Below are 17,197 nucleotides of genomic sequence, written 5' to 3'. Positions count from 1 at the left end.
CGGCGGCGAGCTACGCCTTCGTCGAGGAACCGGCCCGGGACTGGTTGCGCCGTCGCGACAGAGCGCGGCGTGCACGCAGCCGCGGGAACCACCGCCGCACCGAGGACGACATCGCCGAGGAGATCAGCAGCGACACCGCGACGAACGCCGGCAACTGAACCCACCACGAGAAGCCGTGGTACCCGGTGGTTGCATGCCAGGGCCCCGACGCCAATCCCGCCGTCGCGAGCATCATCGCGACAAAGCAGCCGACCACGACCACCCCCGACCGTGCGAGTACGACCGTTACCCCGGCCAGCACGCTGATCAGCACCGCCCACCATCCGGCGAGCACCCACGACGCGGCCAGCCAACCCAGAGCGCCGATGCAGGCGACGAGTGTACCGCCCACCGGCGCCACCGCAACGGGGGTCGGTGCCGGATGCATCCGCCGTCGCCATGGGAGGAAAGCTGCCGCGAAAAGTAATGCGAGCAAGACGAATCCGACGATCAGTGACCATCGGTAGACGCTGTCCCACCGGAACGTCATCGTCACCGTGCCGGATGCGCCGGCCGGTACCTGCCACCCCTGCTGCCAGCCGTCCACTACGACGGGATCGAGTGTGCGACCGCCCAACTCGGCCACCCATCCGGGATTGGCACTCTCCGGCACCGACAGAATCCGGGAGGTCGGCGCGGCATCGACGCGCACGCTGCGCGCAGTCGACTGCCACTGCCCGACCTGCGGACGGGTCATGGCACCGGCCGCCGTTGCACCGGGCATCGCGGCGTTGCCCAACCAGGTGGTATCGACGGTGAACGCCTGCCCCGGATTCACCGACAACTCCTGCTCACCGGCGGGCAGACGGATCGGCGCCGACGAACACGGGCGGGCCACCACCGGCTCGCCGTCACGCAACGCGGCGGCGGTGGTGTGTACCGATAGGCCGATCACCTGACCCGACACCGTGATCCCGATGCCGGCATCGCAGCCGATGTCGATGGCCCTGCTCAGTGGTGGCACGGTGGGCGGGGCGGGGTAGATCGTGATGTCGGCGATGCCGACCGGTGCACGACTGGCGAATCCGAGGCTGTTGACGTCGAGAAGGTCGGTGCGGTCGAGCATCGTGAGTGTGATGCGATCGGTGACGGCCGACCGCAGAGCGACGACGCCGTCGGCGCCGACGTGGACCCGTTGGGGGCCGGTGCCGAGATCCACCGCCACTTCGGTCGGCGCGGCCGGATAACCGCCGGTGGGCGCGAGGATCCGCAGACTCTGCACCTCCTGCGGTGCCGGCAGGGTCAGGGTCAGCGTGGGTTTATCGCCCTTCCTGGTGGGTTCGGCTGCGGTCCATACGGTTCCGGGATCGCCATCGATGGCGGCCTGGCTCGACCCGCGCGGATCGTTGACCTCCGACGCCCCTACCGCGCGCACCGTTGTCGGTGTGCGCAGCAGCGCGTCGAGTCCGCTCCCGGGTGTGGGTCGCAACACCACCGCGGGCGTGACGTCGACGCCGTCGGGGACCCAGAGCGCATGCGTCATCACCCCCGGTGTCTCGGGACTCAACCCCAGACCCGGCGCGCACAGCACCCGCGTCGTGGGTGAGTCGTCGGTGCCGCCAGGTTGGTCCACACACGCCGAGCGCCCGGAGAGTTCTTGGGTGAGAAGCCATCCCGCCACCGGTGTACCCGGTGCAACCCGGGGTAGGACGACGCGGTGGCGGATGGTCAGCGGCAGCCCGGACGCCAGGTCGATCACCCCGACCTCGCCGAGCGCGAACTGGTTTCCGGCGCTGCCGTCGTCGGTGGCCGAGGCGCGGATCTGCACCCACCGGGTCGGTCCGCTGGGTGCGGTGACCGTCACGGGCTTGCCGGGTTCGAGTCCGGAGGCCACCGTCGAACCGGCCTCGGTGGTCACCACGATCGACGAGACATCCGGGCCGAGTGCCTTCGCTGTTGTCAGCCGCAGGGCGAGATCGCTTCGCGGACGGTCGAAGTCCAGACGCATCCACTGCCCGACCGCCGAGGTGAGACCCGCCGACACCCACGCCGTGGCCGGGTCGCCGTCGAAGGCGGCGGCCGCGGAGTTCGCCGGTGAGGTCTGTCCGGGCTGGGTGGCATCGGACGCCGACCCCGATGTCGAGACCCGCACCCCGTTCGGCTGGTTGTCGAGAAGCCACTGTCCTTCGGTGAGTGGTTGTCCGGCAACGGGATAATCCGGAGCCGCGTTCTGCGTCCGGCGCGCGTCCCCGGGCGCACGGATGGCCGAGCTGTGGTCGTCGACGCGGCCGAAATCGGTCTCGCGGTCGGCCGGGGTATCGGTGAGGATCACCGGCGCCGACGGCAGGTCTGCGCGTTGCGCGTCGGCCTGCATCAGTGTGGGGCCGGCGGGGGGTTCTCCCAACCGTGCACGCAGATCCGCCAGTGCGGCAAGCGCTTCGGGTCCTCCGGCGACACGCGGCATCGACGCGGTATCGGTCAGCCTCGGACCCGTGCCGCCCGCCGCGTCGACCCGGTAGATCTGGATTGCGCGCATCGGTGGGCGTAAACCGTTGTCGCGCACCACACCCTTGGCGCTGGGTTGGCTCACCAGCGGACCGAACGACGCGGCACGGGCCAGGCCGGGTGACCCGTCGAGGGCCTGCTGGGCCAGCAAACCACGCGCCGACCGCGAGGTGTCGGGGTCGAGGTCGGCGCGCAACACGACGAAGCCGATCCCCTGATCGGCGAGTGTCGCAGCGAGCCCCGGTGAGGCCCGCCCGTCGGCCAGATCGCGCTGGACCGAGTCGAGAGCCCGGATCGCTCCCGGCGGCGTCAGCGGGATCGCGTCACGGATGGCCCACGGCGAGTCGGCAAGTGGTTGCAGTGGCTCATCACGCGTCAATCCCCACAACTGATCGGCCGATGGTGCGCCCGGAACGACAAGCGCCCGTTGCTCGACGCCGTTCGGGGAGACACTACCCTGCGATATGCCGTCGTGGGCGTGTGCACCGAGCCACGACGCGGTCTGTGTCCAGTAGTCCGGGATGGCGCGATACGCGCCGTCGGGGGCGAGTTGGCCGGTCCAGATCAGCGAGCCGGCGCCTGCCGAGGCGACGAGGACGACCAGCGCCGCGGCCACCGGCCGAGATCGTTGCGGATGTGCGAATGCTCGCAACCACTTTCGGGCCGGCACCGACCCCGGAAGGGGCACGCGCGCCAACAGGTGCGCGATACCGAGCACCAGCGGCAGCCGGACGAACGGCTCGAATTTGTGGACGTTGCGCAGGAATGCGCCCGGGCCGTCGAGGAACACCCGGACCGACTCGGCGATCGGTGACCCGAGCCCGCCCGCGTAACCGGTGCACATGAGCAGCAGCCCGATCGTCAGGATCGCGATCCAGCGTCGCCGATACGGCATGTGCCGCATACACAATCCGGCCAATCCAGCGGCGGCCAGGGTGCCGGTTGCCAGCACCGCGGCGGGTTGGGTCACCAGCACGGCGCCTGCAACGCGTTCGGTGGAGACGAACGGTGTCCACGAGCTCGTGCCGCGCAGTACTTCGGTCAGTGATGTCCACTCGGTGGTCACCCGGGAGGATTCGATGAAGTCCAGGAACGGCGGCGACACCCGCGACAGGATCAGTAGCGGCACGATCCACCACGCGCACCCCAGCGTCAGCCCGGCTGCCCAGACAACCCCGAAGCGCCACCACCGGCGCACGTCGGTGCGTGCGCACAGCAGAAACCACACGACCGTGACGCCCAATGCCGCGAGCGTGGCGACCGCGTTGACCGCGCCCATCAGCGCGACGGCCACCGCCGAGCGCATCGCGTGCCGCCACACGGGCGCGTCGTCGCGGCGATCCAGCGCACGCACCACCGGTAGCAGCACCCAGGGGGCCAGCATCATCGGCAGTGTTTCCGACGAAATGGAGCCGATCGTCGTCAACACTCGCGGCGACAACACGAAGATCGCCGCGGCCAGCAGCCGTGAGCCCATCGATCCCACGTTCAGCGACTCGGCGAGACGGACGAGACCGACGAAGCCGATGAACAGGAGCACTGCCCACCAGAGACGCTGGGTCAACCACGGCGCACAACCGATCAGCTCACCGATGGCGTAGAACGCACCGTGCGGGAAGAAATAGCCGTAGGCCTGGTTCTGCACCTGCCCCAGCGGAGCCTGTGGCGTCCAGAGGTGCGCCGCCCGCGCGAGGAAGCCGAGTGGGTTGGCGGTGAGATCGAGTTTGGTATCGGCGGCGGTCAGGCCAGGCGACTGCAAGAACGAGACGACCAGCGAGACCAGGGCGGCGAGGGTGATACCGCGGTGCCCGAGAGCGGCTTCGCCGCGGAGGCCAAGCGTGCGCTGCTCGGCCGGGTCGCTCGAGCTCACTGCGGCCGGGTCGCTGGGGCTCACTGGCTGTCGCCGGAGCCCCCCCGTGATCCGTAGTCGACCGAGCCCTGCACGAAGCCGCTGTTCGGATTGATGTTGTTCAGGTCCGTCGACGGGCTCGTCTGCGCCGACAAGACCCCGCCGAGCAGTACCGCGCCGAGTCCGACCAGGATGCCGGCAACTCCGGCGACGGCTCCGGCGATCAGGCGGTTGTTGCGCATGGAGGCCAAACTACCATCGGCGCGCAGAGCGCTCCTGTGAGCGCGCGGGACGCTCTCGCCGTGCGCGCGGTCAGTCGGCAACCAGCCGGGACCCGCCGACGCGGCCGGATCGGCCGAACCACGACAGTCCGTAGAGCTCTTCGGCCGCCTCCCGTTGGCGGCGGATGACGTACCGGCCGGGGGCGATCCCGCTCGCGCCGTGCTCGGGATGTAGCAGATAGGCGACCGACGACGCGTCGATGACGCCGAGGGTCAGTATGACGTCGTCGACGAAGTGCGGCTGGGTCCAGGTACAGGCGCCGTCCGCGAGCAGGGTGTGCGGGTTGCCACCGCCGGCGCTGCGCAGGAGCTCGATGCCCGCCCGGGGCACCGAGGCGCTCGATGCCGACCACCGCACCGTGTGCATCTCGGGCGCGACCATGCGCCACGGGACCACGAGGAGGTCACCCTGTGCCTGCAGCCCGGTGGTGACCGGGACGGGGAGTGCGGTGTCGAGATGATCGAGGACGCCCAGACCGCTCTTTTCGGTCAGGTCGGCGAGGGTCTGCATTGCCGTCGAAGTCATGTACGTCTTCCGTGTGTGTTTGGTGCGGCGGTGCTTCTGGTGCGGCGATGTGCTGGGTGTGCCTCACGTTCGGCGGACGAGTTGGGCGTAGTCCGCGGCGTCGAGGCCGTAGGTCCAGGCCGCGGCGGTCAGAGCCGTGGGTACCCAGCCGGGCACGTGGATGCCGTAGCGTCGGCGTCGGCCACCGTGTTCCCGGGAGCCGTTGGCCATCAACAGGATTCGTTGATTGCTCCGCCAATGCCGGGGGCTGGCGTACAGCGCGAGGGTGGCCGCCTCGTTTCCGGGATCGTCGGACTCGTCGATCAGATGCATCCCGGCGTCGTCGATCCATCGATCCCAGCCGAGCTGTTCAATAGCGGTGCGGCGGATCTCGATATTGCGTTCGGCGGCGATCCGCTCGGGTGTCGGATCGTCGATCACCCACTGCGGCACGATTGTTCCGTGAACGGCGAAGAGGGCAGAGCCGTCGGCGTAGGCGAGGGCGGGTCCCTCGTCGCGGTGGAGGCGTCGTGCCCCGTGTGGGCTGTGTGGGACGGGTTCGGTGTCCACGGAGGTGGGCCGTTCGGCCAGGACGCAGACGTCGTCGAATGCCCACCACCATCCGGTGGAAACGGCCAGCGCCGTGGTGATCTCGAGGAGTTCGACGTCCGCCGGCGGTAGCCGCGCCAACCCCAATCGGTAGGCTGTGAGCGGAAATGCGCTGCGATGCGTCTCGTGCTGACCGAACCACGTGCTGACGCCGGGAACCATCGGCAGCGTCGACGTGATTGGGCGTCCAATGTTGTCGAAGAGGCTGGTGCGCAACGAGTCCCGGATGGTTGCCCGGACCACATCGCGGACGTCGATCCCGCCCTCGAGTGCCTCTGCCGGGCTCGCGAACTGCGGGCGTCGGGGGCTCAGGTGCGGATTCGGAAAGGTCGGCGGCGGCCGATCGAGACGCTTTTCGACGCCGGGTGCGGTCGTGGTGTGGAACTTGTCGGTCTGGATACACCGCACCGCCGCTTGCGGTGATATCGTCCAGATAAATTGCGGGAGAGAATATTTGGCAATTCGATACAGCTCCGAGATCGCGGCTTCGGTAGTGGCGCGATCTGCCCGCCGGGTGTCGAGTCCATACCGGAGCCAGGTCTCGCGGGCATCGGTCAGGTACTCGGCGATTGCCGACGACTCCGATCCGACCGGTGGTGGAGTTGGAAAACGATTGCTGGAGAGTGCTTTTCGGTGACCGACGCTGATGGGGTCGACGCAGATGGGGTCGACGCCGAAGGGGTCGAACGGCACGGGGCTCACGCGAGGGAGGCGGTGGCCGCCTTTCCGGTAGTTGCGACTGTCAAGGATGGCACCATGGGCGCGAGAGCGCAAGGCACTTGTCGGGTCATGGTGTCACCGGAGGTTGCTTGTCGCACTTGGCCGGAACGACAAACACCGGTCGGTGGCAGTGCTTCAGCACGCGGCCGGCAACACTGGACCGCAATAGTGCCTTGAGTCCGGAGTCGCCGCGGGTGCCCGTCACCAGCAGGTCGGCGTCGAGTGCATCAGCGGCGGCGAGAAGCGCACCCCACACCGTCGACTCCACCTCCACCAGGGTCCTGGTCGCTTCGAGGCCCGCCTCGCGCGCCATCTCGACGCCCCGCGTGTTGATCTCGGCGGCCTCCGCACGCAGGGCGTCGTCGACGTCGAGTTCGAGGGGTGAGGTATCGACGAAGGGCTGGATGCCGGCTGAGAGGCTCGACAGCCGCACCGGACTCAACGTGCCCGGCTGCCAGGCTGTGACCACGTGCGCACTCGTCGCCCGCAGGAACTGCGCGGCGTAGGTGACGGCTCGTTCGGAGTTGGCGCCGCCGTCGAACGCGATCATCACCGAATGGGCGGCCGGAACGGGTGGGGAAGGGGGCAGGGACTCAGCCGGGGCTGAGTCGATCCTCGCGACGTGCTCTCGGTCTCGAGAGTCCATTGCCCAAGCCTACATGCAACACTCGTGCCATGAACCCAACTCGACGACGCCGTTTTCGCCAGGTTCGTGACGTGATCGCGCTGGCGGCGGTCAGTGGTATCGCCATCGTCGGCTGCGGCACCGATTCCTCCTCGTTGGCCGCGCCGACATCGCCGACATCGTCGAGCGCGCCCCCGCCTGTGTCGACGAGTGCGGCCGCGCCCATCGGCTGCGGTGCGGCGACGCTGGCGACGATGTCGCTGCGGCAGAAGTTGGGACAGTCGATCGTCGTCGGCGTGACCGGAACCGACGACGCACTCTCGTTGGTCAAGCGAGAGCCGGTGGGCGGCATCTTCATCGGCAGTTGGACCGACACATCGATCCTCACCGATCCGGCCGCCCTCGAGAAGGTCACCGCTGCCTCGTCGATCCCGTTGATGGTCACCGTCGATCAGGAGGGCGGTCGCGTCTCACGGTTGTCCTCGCTGGGTATCGACAGCCCGTCGGCGCGTGAGCTCGCGCGCACCAAGACGCCCGAGCAGGTCCGCGCCCTCGCGGCGAGCGAGGGCAAGAAGATGCGGGCGCTGGGTATCACGGTGGACTTCGCACCCGACGCCGACGTCAGCGACGAACCCGACGACGCGGTCATCGGCGACCGCTCGTTCTCCGACGACCCGGCCACGGTGGCCCGATACGCCCAGGCGTTCGCCGAGGGACTTCACTCCGCCGGCGTGATGCCGGTGTTCAAACACTTCCCGGGTCACGGGCACGGTTCGGGTGACTCCCACCTCGGTGTCGTGCGTACGCCTCCGCTCACGCAACTCCAGCGCAGCGATCTCGTCCCGTACAAGACGCTACTGGCGGATCCGGGGAATGCGGGGGTGATGGTCGGCCATCTGATCGTGCCCGGACTCACCGCCGGCGACACGCCGGCGAGCCTGAGTGCCAACGCGATGCGTATGTTGCGGACCGGGCAACCGTACGGCGGTCCCGCCTTCGACGGTGTGGTCTTCTCCGACGACCTCTCCGGGATGGGTGCCATCACCGGGCGCTACCCGCTGCCGCAAGCGGTGCAACGCTTCCTCGTCGCCGGCGGCGACATCGCCCTGTGGATCACCACCGACAAGGTGACCGCCGTCCTCAACAGCCTCGAATCCGCGGTTCGATCCGGGCAATTGAGCCGCTCGCGCGTCGACGAGTCGGTGGTCCGCATCCTCAAGGCGAAGGGGAAGCTGCGGTGCTGATGACCGTCGAAGCGAGTGGGGTGAACCCGCAGGAGTGATCCCTACCCGCCGCATCGTCCATTGCCGCCACGTTCGCGCGTTACCGTCACCCCGTTGGCGCAGTCTCCGGTCGCACGTGCGGTGATCTCCGAACATCAGCCCCGCAGATCATCGCGCTATCGGGACCGCTGACCGAACGCGAGGCGCAGGCGGCCCGCTCGCTTCTCGCCGGCTGCACGAATGCCGACATCGGTGCTTGAGTTATTCATCTCGGTAAAGGCCGTCGAGCATCACCTCGCCCGCATTCGCCTGCGCTTCGGGGGTGGGCCACGGTCGGAGATCCGCGTCGCATTGCGTGCAGCCGGTTACCGCTGAATCTTACTGCACGGTAAGATGATCTGATCCCTGCTGCATGGTGGGGGTGCGGCGAATGTGAGGAGCCATCATGGTCGGCGGGACCAAACGACTGCCCCGCGCGGAGCGCGAGCAACAGATGCTCGATGCCGCGGTTTCGGTGTTCGCCAAGAACGGCTTTCGGGACACGTCCATGGATTCGATCGCAGCCCAGGCGAAGATTAGCAAACCGATGCTGTATTTGTACTACGGGTCCAAAGAAGAGCTGTTCAGTGCATGTATCGCCCGTGAAGGTGGTCGGTTCATCGACGCGATGGCGGTCGGCTTCGATCCCAAGCTGCGCCAGAGCGAACAAGCCCGCACGGTGGTTCGGGAATTCCTCCGCTTTGTCGACGAGAACCGGGAGTCCTGGCGGGTGCTCTACCGGGTTGCGGTCGGCTCGGCGGCCTTCGCCGACACCGTCAGCAGCAGCCGACGCCACATCGTCGACATGGTCTCCGACCTGATCCGCCGCGGTACCACCGTCGAGGGCGCGCTCGACATCGATTTCGAGCTCACCGCGATCGCGCTCGTCGGGGCCGGTGAGGCCGTTGCCGACCGGATGAGTGAGGGCGACGTCGACCTCGAGACCGCCATCGATCTCCTGGTCGGCATCACCTGGCGCGGCTTGAAGGGTGTCGGTATCCACACGCCGTCCTGACGGGGGTTCACCGCTGCGGCCCCGGTGCCGACGCAACGTCACCGAACCGAGCCACACCAGTACCGCCTCCGCGAGCGGCCCCGGCATCGTGTGGACGGCAAGCACACCAACGAGACTCGGCCGGCCCCAATCGTTCTGGTGATCGTGCCGACGGTGAACGGTTCGGCAACCGCACGGCCGAGGAAAACGCACACAGCATCACCGCGAGCGTCAGACCCCGGATCTGGGCGAGCTTTCTCCTGTTGCCCAGCGACGACTCGCATGTGGTGACGACATCGCGGATGACCACCACCATAGCTCGAAACGTAGAACTCCCGCCCGGCATTGCCGGACGGGAGTTCGAGGATCTGGTGGTCGCCTCAGTGCGTACGAGTGGTTGCCGTCAGGTGTGGATACCCCTTGCGCCGGTTGAGAATCGAGATGTCGAAACTCCCCGCGCCGTAGATGTTCGCCTCGCCGGCTGCGCTCTCGGTGCCGTCCACCCGATGGGTGTAGACGTTTACCTTGGCCGGGAGCAGAATCGGCTTACCCCACCGCACCGTGTAGGTGACGGCGCCCGGTAGTTGCGCCTCGACATTGGCGACAGCGGCTGCCGCACTCCACATTCCGTGCGCGATGGCCTTTGGGAAGCCGAACGCCTTGGCGGTCAGATCGCCCATGTGGATCGGGTTACGATCGCCCGACGCCGCCGCGTACTTGCGAATCTTGGCCAAGTCCACGGCGAGTACCGCATCCGGAGGTGGCGGTGCCTGATCCCGCGGAGCCGGCCCGCGCGGCTCGTCGGAAAGGCCGGTGCGTTGCTGCTTGAGGAACGTCGCCACCTGCCGGGTCACCAGCTCGGTGCCGACGCTGATCTCCGAGACCATGTCGACGAGCATGCCCTTGCGGTGTTCACGTAGGTTCTCGGCGTGATTCTCGATGGTCAGTGGCTCGTCGATCCCAATGGGTCGCAGTCGTGTGATGCTGTTCTCCAGATGCACCGAACCGACTGCGCCGAAAGGGAAGTCGCCGTCGGTCATGATCTTCATGGCCAGCGGAAATTGCAGGACGAACGGGTAGGTGATCGGTAGCGCCGGGCCGAACTGCTGACCCGTCGCCCGGGTGTAGGCCAGCAGCCGGTCCGGATTTGTGCGGATGTTCTCGAGCCGGTAGCGCCGGTCCGGGAGTGTCGCGTCGGCGCGAATCCGGGCGGGCTTGCCGATCACCGGAAGCATCGCGGTGACCGCCTTGGAGTAGACCTCGGCCGTGCTCGGCGGCGACGAGAGGGTGATGGTCTTGCTCATCACGCCCCCAGGAAGCCCTGGCCGCAGACCCGGACCACGTTGCCGGTAATGGCGTTGGAGGCCGGATTGGCAAAGTAGGCAACGGTTTCGGCGACGTCGATGGTCTGACCGCCCTGCTGTAGCGAACTCATCAGGCGACCGGCCTCGCGGGTGGCCAGCGGGATCGCGGCGGTCATCTTGGTCTCGATGAACCCGGGGGCGACGGCGTTGATCGTGATGCCCTTCTCGGCGAGCAGCGGAGCGTAGCTGTCGACCAGTCCGATCACGCCGGCTTTGGAAGCGCCATAGTTGGTCTGGCCGCGGTTGCCGGCGATACCGGCGATCGACGACACGTCGATCACTGCGCCGCCGGACTTCAATGCGTTCTTCTCGACGAGGGCGTTGACCAACTGCTGTGGTGCGATCAGGTTGACCGAGATCACCGAATTCCACCGCGCCGCATCCATGTTGGCGAGTAGCTTGTCGCGGGTGATGCCGGCGTTGTTGACGATGATGTCGATCCCGCCGTGGCGTGAGAGTGCATGCTCGGCGAGCTTCTCGCCGGCGTCGGGTGCGCTGACATCGAGCGGTAACGAGGTGCCGCCGACCTTGTTGGCGGTCTCGGCCAGGGCTTCCCCGGCAGCCGGGATGTCGGCGCAGATGACGTGAGCACCATCGCGGGCCAATACCTCGGCGATCGTCGCGCCGATACCGCGGGCGGCACCGGTCACCACGGCCACCTTGCCCTCGAGCGGCTTGTCCCAACTCGCGGGCGCCGTGGCGTCGTCGGCGCCGACCCGGATCACCTGGGCATCGACGAAAGCCGATTTGGCCGACAGCACGAAGCGCAGTGTCGACTCCAGCCCGGTGAGTCCGGTCTTGGCGTCGGGGGAGACGTAGACGAGTTGGACGGTCGAACCCTGGAGGAGTTCCTTACCGAGCGAGCGGGTGAATCCCTCGAGGGCGCGCTGGGCGACACGCTCGTCGGGATTGGTGATGAGTTCGGGGGTCGTGCCGAGTACGACGAAGCGCGCACAGGCCGCGATCGAGCGCATGACCGGGCCGAAGAACTCGAAGAGCTGCTCGAGCTCGGCGGGGGAGGTGATCCCGGTGGCGTCGAAGACCAGACCGCCGTACTTGTCGGCGCTGCGACCGGTGGTGGCGTTCTCGATCAGTGTGTAGTCGGGACCCGAGAGCAGCTCACGCAGCGGCTCGACGAGACGGCCGGACCCGCCGAGCAACACCGGTCCCGGCAGCGGCGGCTCGGAGCCCTTATAGCGCCGCAGAGGCGGTGGCACGGGCAGTCCGGCCTGCTTGGCGATGAACGCACCCGGACCGGAGTGCACGAAACTCGAGTACAGGCCTGCGGTCGTGGAGTTGGCAGCCACGTGAATCTCCTCTGAATTGTTCTCACGCTCGGTGTGATCGAAGGCGCTGCTGGGTGGAGCGCCGTTCGACATCTAACTTACTCTGGAGTAAGAATACGTTAACGGTACCAATCGACACCTGGGAGATCTCTCGTGGCCAACACACCCAAGACCCGCACCGAGCGCCCGGTCGCGATCCTCGGCGGCAATCGCATTCCGTTCGCGCGGCAGGACAAGGCATATGCCAAGGTCAGCAACCAAGATATGTTCACCGCAGCCCTCGACGGCCTCGTCAGTCGCTACGGCCTCCAGGGTGAACGACTCGGCATGGTGGCCGGTGGTGCGGTCCTGAAACTGTCGCGTGATTTCAATCTCATCCGCGAATCCGTGCTCGGGTCGGCTCTCTCGCCCTACACCCCTGCCTTCGACGTCCAGCAGGCGTGCGGGACCGGCCTGCAGGCAATCACCGCCGTCGCCGACGGCATCGCGCGCGGACGCTACGACGTCGCCGTCGGAGGTGGCGTCGACACCACCTCCGACGCGCCGATCGGCGTCGCAGACGGTTTCCGTCGCGGCCTACTCGAGGTGAACCGGGCCCGCACCACGCAGGATCAGGTTCTCGGGCTCCTCAAGGCACTGCCCAAGCTCGGCATCGAGATCCCGCGCAACGGCGAGCCCCGCACCGGGATGTCGATGGGTGAGCACGCGGCGATCACCGCCAAGGAGTTCGGCATCAAGCGTGCCGACCAGGATGCGCTGGCCGCGGCCAGCCACCAGAAGATGGCCGCCGCCTACGACGCCGGCTTCTTCGACGATCTGGTCACCCCGTTCCTCGGCCTGACCCGGGATCAGAACCTGCGCGGCGACTCCAGCGTCGAGAAGCTCGCCACGCTCAAACCGGTCTTCGGCGTGTCGCTGGGCGACGCCACCATGACCGCGGGCAATTCGACGCCGCTGACCGACGGTGCGTCGACCGTCCTGCTCGCCAGCGAGGAGTGGGCACAGGACAAGGGCATCCCGGTCCTGGCGTACTTCGTCGACTCCGAATCCGCGGCGGTCGATTACATCAACGGCCCCGACGGCCTGCTGATGGCCCCTACCTACGCCGTACCGCGTCTGCTCGAGCGCAATGGCCTCACCTTGGGTGACTTCGACTTCTACGAGATCCATGAGGCGTTCGCCTCGGTGGTGCTCGCCACGCTGCAGGCATGGGAGTCCGAGGAGTACTGCAAGGAGCGGTTGGGGCTGGACAAGGCGCTCGGCTCGATCGACCGCAGCAAGCTCAACGTCAACGGCTCCTCGCTGGCTGCCGGACACCCCTTCGCCGCCACTGGCGGACGTATCGTCGCCCAGGCGGCCAAGCAGATCAAGGAGAATGGCGGCGGCCGCGCGCTGATCTCGATCTGCGCCGCGGGTGGCCAGGGCGTCACCGCCATCATCGAAGGCTGAGCGGTACTCCGTCAGTACCGGATTCCCCCGAATGAATGCACCCCGTGTTGTAACGAAGACGAAAGTCCCGTAGATATACGGGGTAGCTTCGGTTGAGCTGTCAGACCCCCGACCCGACAGCTCGACCGGAGCGCCTCTCACAGAGGGCCTGACCGGCGTCTAATCGCCGGTCAGGCCCTTGATTGCGTTGGGGGGAGAAGCAGTCCGGGTCGCATTCGCCGGATTTGTTCGGTATGAGTGACAGCGTGGGTTCAGTGCGACGACGTCGATGGCGGGTGGGCGCACAAATCACCACAGGTGTGACCTCCGTCATACTTCTGATGTTGTCCATGGATCTTGTGGCCACCTCAGGGCACACCACGCGCGGTGCGGTCACCGCGGGCCGCGACGTCGGCAACCTGTCCCCGGCGCGCCTGGACCATCGGCTCGACGAGCTGATACAGCAGGCGGGTGAGCCCGTGCGGCTGCGTACCGAATCCGGCTCGGCGACCGTCGACCCCGCGGCGTTGGGCGTGGTGTTCGACGCCGACGCGACCGCGGTGGTCCTGCAACGTCAGCCGCGTAGTCCGCTCACCCGGTTGCTGGCGCTCTTCGGCCGCACGCACGACGTCGCGCCGGTGGTCCGGTCGACGCCGCACGCTTCGACGAGGCGATCGCCGATCATCACCGCGATCTCGAACGGTCCGCGGTGGACGGTGGGGTGCATTACGCCGGGGTCACTCCGGTCGCCGATCTTCCCGCCGCCGGTCGCCGCGTCGACCGGGATGCGGCGCGCGCGGTAGTGGCCCGCGAGTGGCTCGACGCGGACGTCGTGGAACTGCCGATGGAACCGTTCGCGCCGACCGTGAGTGCCGAGGTGGTACGGGCGACCGTCGCGGGTCCGGCGACGCGGGCGGTGTCCGACGACGTCGAGATCACCGGCCGAGGTGGCGTTCGGGTCAGGCTGTCGCCCAGGCAGATCGGCGCGATCCTCACTTTCGTCCCCGACGGTCGGGGAGGGCTCGTCGCACACGTCGACCGCCAACGCGGTCGTACGGCGCTGGCCGCGCTGCGCGACTCCGAGACCCGGCCCGCCGATGCGAGATTCTCACTGGCGACGGGACGCCCGCGGGTCGTGCCCGGCCGCGACGGCGCACACATCGACTGGGACAAGACCTTCGCCGCAATCGAACGCGCCGTCGCCGGCACCGGGCCGCGCACCGTCGCAGCCGCTTATCGGATGGTGCCGCCCGCGTTGTCCACCGAGAAGGCCCGCTCGCTCGGGGTCACCGAGGTGATCGGCGAATTCACCACCGGCGGCTTCTCGTCGGCGTCCGGTGAGAACATCCGGCTGGTCGCGGACGAGGTAGACGGCGCGCTGATCCTGCCGGGCACGAACTTCTCCCTCAACACCCACACCGGGCCGCGGGGCACCGCGCAGGGCTACGTCAGCTCAACGATCATCGATCACGGCCGCGCGTCGACCGCGGTCGGTGGCGGCATCTCCCAGTTCGCCACCACGCTCTACAACGCCGCCTACTTCGCCGGACTCGCCGACGTCGACCACACCGAACACGCCTACTACATTTCGCGTTATCCCGAAGCGCGCGAGGCGACGGTGTTCGAGGGGGCCATCGACCTCGTCATCGGCAACACCTCGCGTCAGGGCCTCCTGATCGAGACGCAGTGGAGTCCGTCGTCGGTGACGGTTCGGCTGTGGGGCACGACCAGTGTCGAGGTCCAGTCGATCACCGGTGAGCGATACGCCTACACCACGCCGGAGGTGCGCCGGGTGCCCCGCGGGCCCGACTGCATCGCGAGTCGTGGTAGTCGCGGATTCACCACCAGCGATACCCGGGTCATCACCGACGCCCGCACCGGCGCACTGATCAGCAAACACACCCGGACCGTGCGCTACGCGGCCGAGCCGATCGTGCGGTGCGTGTGACCCCAGTGCGTGTGCACCCTATTGGGCGCGAAAGAGCTTGTCGTCCTTGACGCAGGTGGCTGCCTGTAGATAGTGCGGCCGGTCGGTATCGTCGCCGATGTAGCAAGTCCAATCGTCGACACCGGCTCTGGCTGATGACCCGGCGGGAACTTCTGGAACCACCCGATCACTGCGCAGGTACCGCGTGATGATCGGCGTCGCCTCGGCGCACGTGGTGTTGCGTGTGTCGTAGACCGTCACAAGGTGCGACCCGTTGAGGAACGAACAGCTTTGGCCGGGGTTCGGGGAGTTCGCACCGGTACCACCACCGTGCTCGGCGGTCAGCGGCGACGGTGGCGCTGACGTCCGGGTGTCGTTGGCCCCGATGTCGATCCAGCCGCCCTGGTTCTGACAATGCAGCCGCGGACCTGCCGACGCAGTACAGGTCGCGGTGCCGATGGTCACCGACTGACCCGGCAGGAGTTCGGCGATGGACCCGGTCCACATCGGCCAGGCCGCGGCATGCACACCTGAGGCGTCGATGTCGACGACCGGCGGGTGAAGACTGTTCAGCGATCCCGCGGGAACGTGGCAAGTCAGGTTGCCCAGACCGGTGGTCGGGGCGAGACCGACCGCGCAGGTGGCCAGGTCTCCGACGCGGAGAATCCAGAGGGCGTCGCTGCGGCCAAACGGTGAGGCGTCGATCGGAGTGGCCGCTGCCTGCGGTAGTGACGCCGCGAGTGAAGTACTGGGATCTCCTGGTTGCGCCTGACCGCCGAGTGCACACGCCGACAGCAATGCAACCAGGCCGACGGCGAACAGAAAGCGCACACCTCCCATGGGATCCAGATGCTATGGGCCGCCAGGGGTTCGTGCCCTATGTCGCAGCAGAGTGAGTTCGTTCGAACCACGCCGAGCCGGGTTCAGGGTCAGGACCGCTCGGCGGTAGGCCTGTAACCATCATGACTGACGCCGATCGAGTGCACTCCCGTCAAGATTTCGCCTACCGACTGATCGCTCGGCCCCGGGTTGTTAGGCCAGTCACAGGGCGTCGTAGTCTGACGACGTGGATATCAATGGAGCAAGTGCAATTGTGACGGGTGGGGCGTCGGGCATCGGCGCCGCGGTGGTTCGCCAGCTGGCGGCCAAGGGGGCGAAGGTCATCATCGCCGACCTCAACGCAGAAAAGGGTGGTGAGCTCGCCAAGGAGATCGACGGCAAGTTCGTCGCCGTGGACGTGACCAAGACCGAGGATCTCGAGAACGCCGTCAATCAGGCGACCGAGCTGGGCCCCTTGCGGGTGCTGGTGAACTCGGCCGGTATCGGCTGGGCGCAGCGCACCATCGGCAAGGACGGCGACTTCGCTTCCGCGCACAACCTCGACGCGTACAAGAAGGTCATCGCGATCAACCTGATCGGCACCTTCGACGCCATCCGGTTGGCGGCCACCGCGATGAGCCGCAACGAGCCGCTGGAATCCAACGAGCGTGGCGCGATCGTCAACATGGCGAGTGTCGCGGCATTCGACGGCCAGATCGGCCAGGCGTCGTACTCGTCCTCGAAGGGCGGTGTCGTCGGCATGACCCTGCCGGTGGCGCGTGACCTCGCGGCTGTGGGCGTGCGCGTCAACACCGTCGCCCCGGGCCTGATCGACACCCCGATCTACGGTGAGGGCGAGGCCGCCGAGGCATTCAAGGCCAAGCTCGGCGAGTCGGTGCTGTTCCCGCGTCGTCTGGGCGTGCCCGACGAACTCGCGTCGATGGTCGTCGAGCTTGTCACCAACTCCTACATGAATGCCGAGGTCGTCCGCGTCGACGGCGGCATCCGGATGCCACCGAAGTAGTTCCGGCACAAGTTCTCTCA

General features: G+C 67.6%; 12 protein-coding genes and 1 pseudogene. 5 read left to right on the top strand and 8 right to left on the bottom strand.

Features of this window, described 5'->3' with window-relative positions; genetic code table 11:
- Positions 1-10 precede the first annotated feature (10 nt).
- From EF294_RS13970 to EF294_RS13950, 5 genes are all read right to left on the bottom strand, one after another.
- Positions 11-4,354 (bottom strand): alpha-(1->3)-arabinofuranosyltransferase, encoded by a 4,344-nt coding sequence (locus EF294_RS13970; protein WP_246007858.1) that lies wholly within the window; start codon positions 4,352-4,354, stop codon positions 11-13.
- Positions 4,355-4,374: 20 nt separating this feature from the next.
- Positions 4,375-4,575, bottom strand: coding sequence for a DUF2613 domain-containing protein (locus EF294_RS13965; protein WP_006369416.1), 201 nt, complete (start codon positions 4,573-4,575; stop codon positions 4,375-4,377).
- A 70-nt stretch (positions 4,576-4,645) separates the two neighbouring features.
- Positions 4,646-5,140, bottom strand: coding sequence for a hypothetical protein (locus EF294_RS13960; protein WP_123931099.1), 495 nt, complete (start codon positions 5,138-5,140; stop codon positions 4,646-4,648).
- 63 nt (positions 5,141-5,203) lie between these two features.
- Complete coding sequence (locus EF294_RS13955; RefSeq protein WP_246007857.1) at positions 5,204-6,430, bottom strand: DUF6745 domain-containing protein; 1,227 nt, start codon at positions 6,428-6,430, stop codon at positions 5,204-5,206.
- Positions 6,431-6,515: 85 nt separating this feature from the next.
- A complete protein-coding gene (locus tag EF294_RS13950; RefSeq protein ID WP_123931096.1) occupies positions 6,516-7,094 on the bottom strand; it encodes a universal stress protein in 579 nt (192 codons plus the stop codon).
- 29 nt (positions 7,095-7,123) lie between these two features.
- Here EF294_RS13950 and EF294_RS13945 point away from each other — a divergent pair, with 29 nt between their 5' ends.
- Entirely contained in the window at positions 7,124-8,317 is a 1,194-nt protein-coding gene (locus tag EF294_RS13945) for a glycoside hydrolase family 3 N-terminal domain-containing protein (protein ID WP_185091087.1), read from the top strand.
- A gap of 424 nt (positions 8,318-8,741) precedes the next feature.
- A complete protein-coding gene (locus tag EF294_RS13935; protein WP_123931093.1) occupies positions 8,742-9,350 on the top strand; it encodes a TetR/AcrR family transcriptional regulator in 609 nt (202 codons plus the stop codon).
- Between the two features lie 359 nt (positions 9,351-9,709).
- On the opposite strand, the gene EF294_RS13925 is transcribed toward EF294_RS13935, so the two are convergent.
- Together EF294_RS13925 and EF294_RS13920 are read right to left on the bottom strand one after the other, a co-directional pair.
- On the bottom strand, positions 9,710-10,633 hold the full coding sequence (locus EF294_RS13925; protein ID WP_123931091.1) for a MaoC family dehydratase: 924 nt from the start codon (positions 10,631-10,633) through the stop codon (positions 9,710-9,712).
- Positions 10,633-12,000: a 3-oxoacyl-ACP reductase gene (locus tag EF294_RS13920; protein ID WP_123931088.1), complete on the bottom strand. Its 1,368-nt coding sequence runs from the start codon at positions 11,998-12,000 to the stop codon at positions 10,633-10,635. Before EF294_RS13920 ends, EF294_RS13925 begins: the two co-directional genes overlap by 1 nt.
- Positions 12,001-12,132: 132 nt before the next feature.
- Between EF294_RS13920 and EF294_RS13915 the strand changes: the two genes are divergently transcribed.
- Complete coding sequence (locus EF294_RS13915) at positions 12,133-13,428, top strand: acetyl-CoA C-acetyltransferase (protein ID WP_123931085.1); 1,296 nt, start codon at positions 12,133-12,135, stop codon at positions 13,426-13,428.
- 233 nt (positions 13,429-13,661) lie between these two features.
- Positions 13,662-15,355, top strand: a pseudogene (locus tag EF294_RS13910) (VanW family protein).
- 18 nt (positions 15,356-15,373) lie between these two features.
- Here the strand turns inward: EF294_RS13910 and EF294_RS13905 are convergent.
- Positions 15,374-16,174 (bottom strand): hypothetical protein, encoded by an 801-nt coding sequence (locus EF294_RS13905; protein ID WP_123931082.1) that lies wholly within the window; start codon positions 16,172-16,174, stop codon positions 15,374-15,376.
- A gap of 226 nt (positions 16,175-16,400) precedes the next feature.
- Between EF294_RS13905 and EF294_RS13900 the strand changes: the two genes are divergently transcribed.
- Positions 16,401-17,177 carry an SDR family NAD(P)-dependent oxidoreductase gene (locus EF294_RS13900; RefSeq protein ID WP_014358650.1) on the top strand — a complete coding sequence of 259 codons (777 nt, stop codon included), beginning with the start codon at positions 16,401-16,403 and terminating at the stop codon, positions 17,175-17,177.
- Positions 17,178-17,197 lie beyond the last annotated feature (20 nt).

The organism is Gordonia oryzae, from assembly GCF_003797185.1.
GTDB lineage: Bacteria > Actinomycetota > Actinomycetes > Mycobacteriales > Mycobacteriaceae > Gordonia > Gordonia oryzae.
The sequence above is the reverse complement of the archived record's forward strand: the minus strand, read 5'-3'. Positions and strand labels throughout refer to the sequence as shown.

Coding starts and splice junctions, on each gene's coding strand:
- EF294_RS13960 (WP_123931099.1), bottom strand. CDS start 5,140: ATGACTTCGACGGCAATGCAGACCCTCGCCGACCTGACCGAAAAGAGC.
- EF294_RS13935 (WP_123931093.1), top strand. CDS start 8,742: ATGGTCGGCGGGACCAAACGACTGCCCCGCGCGGAGCGCGAGCAACAG.
- EF294_RS13950 (WP_123931096.1), bottom strand. CDS start 7,094: ATGGACTCTCGAGACCGAGAGCACGTCGCGAGGATCGACTCAGCCCCG.
- EF294_RS13965 (WP_006369416.1), bottom strand. CDS start 4,575: ATGCGCAACAACCGCCTGATCGCCGGAGCCGTCGCCGGAGTTGCCGGC.
- EF294_RS13925 (WP_123931091.1), bottom strand. CDS start 10,633: ATGAGCAAGACCATCACCCTCTCGTCGCCGCCGAGCACGGCCGAGGTC.
- EF294_RS13905 (WP_123931082.1), bottom strand. CDS start 16,174: ATGGGAGGTGTGCGCTTTCTGTTCGCCGTCGGCCTGGTTGCATTGCTG.
- EF294_RS13945 (WP_185091087.1), top strand. CDS start 7,124: ATGAACCCAACTCGACGACGCCGTTTTCGCCAGGTTCGTGACGTGATC.